This is a genomic window from Streptomyces sp. SID5910, from assembly GCF_009862125.1.
Lineage (GTDB): Bacteria > Actinomycetota > Actinomycetes > Streptomycetales > Streptomycetaceae > Streptomyces.
In genome coordinates this window covers 1-4,345 of sequence record NZ_WWHX01000309.1, presented here as the reverse complement: position 1 = coordinate 4,345, position 4,345 = coordinate 1, and the positions used below count along the sequence as shown (strand labels likewise).

General features: G+C 69.7%; 3 protein-coding genes. 1 reads left to right on the top strand and 2 read right to left on the bottom strand.

Annotated elements, in window-relative coordinates; translation table 11 throughout:
* Nucleotides 1-49: 49 nt before the first annotated feature.
* On the bottom strand, nucleotides 50-628 hold the full coding sequence (locus GTW67_RS10595; RefSeq protein ID WP_161164546.1) for a GNAT family N-acetyltransferase: 579 nt from the start codon (nucleotides 626-628) through the stop codon (nucleotides 50-52).
* Nucleotides 629-905: 277 nt separating this feature from the next.
* Between GTW67_RS10595 and secA the strand changes: the two genes are divergently transcribed.
* Nucleotides 906-3,752: a preprotein translocase subunit SecA gene (secA, locus tag GTW67_RS10590; RefSeq protein WP_161164545.1), complete on the top strand. Its 2,847-nt coding sequence runs from the start codon at nucleotides 906-908 to the stop codon at nucleotides 3,750-3,752.
* A gap of 113 nt (nucleotides 3,753-3,865) precedes the next feature.
* Here the strand turns inward: secA and GTW67_RS10585 are convergent.
* On the bottom strand, nucleotides 3,866-4,345 hold a 480-nt coding region (locus GTW67_RS10585), incomplete at its 5' end, for an Rv3235 family protein (protein ID WP_237518777.1).

The window sequence follows — 4,345 nt, the reverse complement described above, 5'->3', positions numbered from 1 at the left end:
ACCCGTGCCGCCCCAGCGGCACGATTGCCCGCAGCTACGCGGGATGTGGCTACGCCGGGTGCGGGTGCGACGGGAGGTAGGGGAGGGTTGTGGGGAGGGTGAGGTCTGGGGGGAGGAGGGAGGCTATCCAGCAGTCGCGGCGGGTGGCGTTGTTGATGATCGCGGCGCGCAGCGTGCCCTCCATCGTGAAGCCGACGCGCTCGGCCACCGTGCGGGACGCCGTGTTGCCGACCTCGGCGCGCCACTCCAGGCGGTCGATCGCCCGGTGGGTGAAGGCCCAGCGGGCGACGGCGGAGGCGGCCTCGGTGACGTAGCCGTGTCCGCGGTGCTCCTTGACGCCCCAGAAGCCGATCTCGCCGACGCCCGGGGAGATCATCGTGACGCCGAGCATGCCCACCAGCTCGCCCGAGGGCAGGAAGAGGCCGAAGGTGAACATCGACTCGTTCGCCCAGCCGTCGGGGACCAGCCGCTCCGTGAAGCCCCGCGCGTGTTCCGGGAGGTAGGGCGAGGGGATCGTCGTCCAGCGCTGGATGTCGGGGTCCTGACAGGCGGCGTGGACGGCCTCGGTGTCCTGGGGGCCGACCGTGCGCAGGACGAGGCGGTCGGTGGCGAGCGTCCGGGGTTCCATCGGCCGATTCTGCGGGGCGACCCGCGGCGCACGCCATTCTTTTGCCGGGAGTGAACGAGCGGTCACTTTTCGTGCATTTGGTCGGCGGGTGCGGCACCATCCGCGGGGCTCGCACGTTGAACCCTGTGACAGCGGCCGGAAGCAGGAAGAAGGAGCGCGCGGTCCCCGCTACGGCAGGCCTCCCGGGGCGGCGGGGTCCTCGCATACGATGGCCGTTGCTCAGTCAGTGACAGGAAACCGACCGTCCCAGGCCCGACCGGCAAGGAGACCAACCCCCGTGTCCGTCCTCTCGAAGATCATGCGTGCAGGCGAAGGCAAGATCCTGCGCAAGCTGCACCGCATCGCGGACCAGGTCAACTCCATCGAAGAGGACTTCGTCGACCTCTCCGACGCCGAGCTGCGGGCCCTCACCGATGAGTACAAGCAGCGCTATGCCGACGGTGAGACCCTGGACGACCTGCTGCCCGAGGCGTTCGCCACCGTCCGCGAGGCCGCCAAGCGCGTCCTCGGCCAGCGCCACTACGACGTGCAGATCATGGGCGGCGCCGCCCTGCACCTGGGGTACGTGGCGGAGATGAAGACCGGCGAGGGCAAGACCCTGGTCGGCACGCTGCCCGCCTATCTCAACGCCCTTTCCGGCGAAGGCGTCCACATCGTCACGGTCAACGACTACCTGGCCGAGCGCGACTCCGAGATGATGGGCCGCGTCCACAAGTTCCTCGGCCTCGAGGTCGGCTGCATCCTCGCCAACCAGACGCCGGCCCAGCGCCGCGAGATGTACGGCTGCGACATCACCTACGGCACGAACAACGAGTTCGGCTTCGACTACCTGCGCGACAACATGGCCTGGTCCCAGGACGAACTCGTCCAGCGCGGCCACAACTTCGCCATCGTCGACGAGGTCGACTCCATCCTCGTCGACGAGGCCCGTACGCCGCTGATCATCTCCGGCCCGGCCGACCAGGCCACCAAGTGGTACGGCGACTTCGCCAAGCTGGTCACGCGCCTGAAGAAGGGTGAGGCGGGCAACCCCCTCAAGGGCATCGAGGAGACCGGCGACTACGAGGTCGACGAGAAGAAGCGCACGGTCGCCATCCACGAGTCCGGCGTCAGCAAGGTCGAGGACTGGCTGGGCATCGACAACCTCTACGAGTCGGTGAACACCCCGCTCGTGGGTTACCTGAACAACGCCATCAAGGCCAAGGAACTCTTCAAGAAGGACAAGGACTACGTCGTCCTCGACGGCGAGGTCATGATCGTCGACGAGCACACCGGCCGTATCCTCGCCGGCCGCCGCTATAACGAGGGCATGCACCAGGCGATCGAGGCGAAGGAGGGGGTGGACATCAAGGACGAGAACCAGACGCTCGCCACGATCACCCTCCAGAACTTCTTCCGCCTCTACAAGCGCCACGACCACGACGGCAAGGACCTCCCCGGCCTGTCCGGCATGACGGGTACGGCGATGACGGAGGCCGCCGAGTTCCACCAGATCTACAAGCTCGGTGTGGTGCCCATCCCGACCAACCGGCCGATGGTCCGCAAGGACCAGTCCGACCTGATCTACCGCACCGAGGTCGCCAAGTTCGAGGCCGTCGTCGACGACATCGCCGAGAAGCACGAGAAGGGCCAGCCGATCCTCGTCGGCACCACCTCGGTCGAGAAGTCCGAGTACCTCTCGCAGCAGCTCAGCAAGCGCGGCATCCAGCACGAGGTGCTCAACGCCAAGCAGCACGAGCGTGAGGCGTCGATCGTCGCGCAGGCGGGCCGCAAGGGCTCCGTGACGGTGGCCACCAACATGGCCGGCCGTGGTACGGACATCAAGCTCGGCGGCAACCCCGAGGACCTCGCCGAGGCGGAGCTGCGCCAGCGGGGCCTCGACCCCGAGGAGCACATCGAGGAGTGGGCCGCGGCGCTGCCCGCCGCCCTGGAGCGGGCCGAGCAGGCCGTCAAGGCCGAGAAGGAAGAGGTCGAGAGGCTCGGCGGCCTCTACGTGCTGGGCACCGAGCGGCACGAGTCGCGCCGCATCGACAACCAGCTGCGCGGCCGCAGCGGCCGTCAGGGCGACCCGGGCGAGTCCCGGTTCTACCTCTCCCTGGGCGACGACCTGATGCGCCTGTTCAAGGCCCAGATGGTCGAGCGCGTCATGTCGATGGCGAACGTCCCGGACGACGTGCCGATCGAGAACAAGATGGTCACCCGCGCGATCGCCTCCGCCCAGTCGCAGGTCGAGACCCAGAACTTCGAGACCCGCAAGAACGTCCTGAAGTACGACGAGGTGCTCAACCGCCAGCGCGAAGTCATCTACGGCGAGCGGCGCCGCGTCCTGGAGGGCGAGGACCTCCAGGAGCAGATCCAGCACTTCATGAACGACACGATCGACGCCTACGTGCAGGCCGAGACCGCCGAGGGCTTCCCCGAGGACTGGGACCTCGACCGCCTGTGGGGCGCCTTCAAGCAGCTCTACCCGGTGAAGGTCACCGTCGAGGAGCTGGAGGAGGCGGCGGGCGACCGGGCCGGACTGACCGCCGAGTACATCGGGGAGTCCATCAAGGACGACATCCTGGAGCAGTACGAGGCGCGTGAGGCGCAGCTCGGCTCCGAGATCATGCGTGAGCTGGAGCGCCGGGTCGTGCTCTCGGTCCTTGACCGCAAGTGGCGCGAGCACCTCTACGAGATGGACTACCTCCAGGAGGGCATCGGCCTGCGCGCGATGGCGCAGAAGGACCCGCTGGTCGAGTACCAGCGCGAGGGCTTCGACATGTTCCAGGCCATGATGGAGGGCATCAAGGAGGAGTCCGTCGGCTACCTGTTCAACCTGGAGGTCCAGGTCGAGCAGCAGGTCGAGGAGGTCCCCGTCGAGGACACCGCTCCCTCGCTGGAGAAGGCCCCGCAGGACGCCGTCCCGGCCCAGGCCGGTGCGCGCCCCGAGATCCGCGCCAAGGGGCTGGACGCGCCGCAGCGCCGTGACCTCCACTTCTCGGCTCCGACCGTGGACGGCGAGGGCGGTGTCGTCGAGGGCGACTTCACCACCGACGAGGAGCCCGCGCGGTCCTCGGCCGACGGTCTCACGCGTGCGGAGCGCCGCAAGCAGGCCAAGGGCGGGCGGCGCCGCAAGAAGTGACACCGCGGTGCCTTCGAGGCGCCGTGACGGTGGGAAGGGCCGGGCACCCCTGGGGAGCCCGGCCCTTCGGCCTGTCCGGTGGCGGTGGCCGTGCCGGTAGCCGGTGCCCGGGGTCAGTCGTCGTCCTCGTCGTGCGACCGCGGTCCGCGGGGGCCGCCCAGTTCTACCGCGGTGCAGCGCCAGCGCAGGTCACGGCCCTGCTCCAGGCGGAAGGCCATCGCGCGCAACTGGTCGCCCGCGCCGATGCGGGCGAAGACCTCCAGGGCGCCCGGACGGGCCTCGTAGTAGCCGATGTCGCGGACGACGGGGAGGGTGCCGCGGGTGCGCAGCGGGCCGCGTTCGGCGAGGCGGGCCAGTTCGTCGTAGGCGCGGCCGACGGTGTGCCGGAGCATCGCGTGGACGGGGCGCCGGCCGCTGAGCACGTCGAGGAGGAGCTCCGCGAAGTGGTCCGTGGGGCGGAGCTGCGGGACGGGGCGGCGAGGGGTCTGGGCGGGGACGACCGGCCCTCCGGGAGCCGTCCGGGCGGGCGTGGGCGTGGCTTGGGCGGGGGCGGCGATGCGGCGGGCGGCGGACGTGACGCGGTCCGGGGCGGG